1 protein-coding gene is annotated in these 1,124 nt (G+C 42.3%); it reads right to left on the bottom strand.

Annotation, left to right across the window (positions count from 1 at the left end; genetic code table 11):
• Positions 1-174: 174 nt before the first annotated feature.
• Positions 175-1,124, bottom strand: a 950-nt coding sequence (locus tag R7O12_RS26250; RefSeq protein WP_318126994.1) for a PLP-dependent aminotransferase family protein, incomplete at its 5' end; no start/stop codon positions are given.

The raw sequence follows: 1,124 nt of genomic DNA, 5'->3' as shown, positions 1-1,124 counted from the left end.
AAACACCAACAAAAATGCGCTAAAAATAGCAACACCCATCAACCTAAGTTCATGCTTTACCAACTGCTTTTTCATTATTGCTCCTAACCTAAAATGGTTGTCTGCTAATGATTGAAACACAGCTTCGGATTCGTTCACTGATACAGTTTGAGCAAAAAATAGGTAAACAGTTGGCTAGTGAAGTAATTCTCCGATCGTCTTCACGGCTTCTTCTAGTTCATCGTTGCAGGGTAACGATGTATTAAGCCTCAGGTAGTTCTCATAATCTGTGCCGACAGAAAACAACTTACCGAATGCAACGGTGATGTTGTCTTCCAATAACTTCTGATAAATAGCTTTTCCGCATTTTGATTCCGGCAGTTCAACCCATAAAAAATAGCCGCCCTCTGGCTGTGTGTAATAAATCGATTTAGGAAAGTACTTATCGATCAGTTCAATGAACGTGGATTGTCGCTGCTCAAGATTCTTTCGAAGTTTTCTAAGGTGATTATCATAGCTGTCATTTTGCAAATAATGCGCGATACCTTGTTGGATAGGCGCACTACCTGACAAAGTCGAGATAAGTTGCAGTTTTTGCAGATGTTCATTAAAGCGCTTGTTGACCACCCACCCCAGCCGATAACCCGGGCAAAGACTTTTTGAAAATGATCCGCAATGCAACACGCGATCTTGGGTATCAAAAGTTTTAAGCGAACTTGGTTTCTTGTTAGAAAAATAGAGCTCTGAATACACATCGTCTTCAATCAAATACACATCGTGTTTATCAGCAAGCTCGACGATGCGCTGCTTCTGCTCATCGTTTAATGACATTCCGGTTGGGTTGTGAAAGTTCGTCATCAACCAACACGCGCGAACATCATGGTCAGTAAAAGCCGCTTCAATTTGTTGCAAAGAGTGCCCGATACGCGGGTCTACTGAGATTTCTATCGCCTTTAAACCCAAACGTTCTATCGCTTGAAGCGCTCCGTAAAATGTTGGCGATTCAACCACGATAGTATCTCCCGGTTGTGTCACGGCCTGAAGGCTCAAATTCAACGCTTCTAACGCCCCTGAAGTAATGACAATGTCATCATGGGTTAACACCATACCTTGTTGAATGTAACGTTGAGCAATCAAACGACGCA

The sequence above is a fragment of the Vibrio sp. Vb1574 genome, from assembly GCF_033338675.1.
This window is presented reverse-complemented; position numbering and strand designations above follow the sequence as displayed.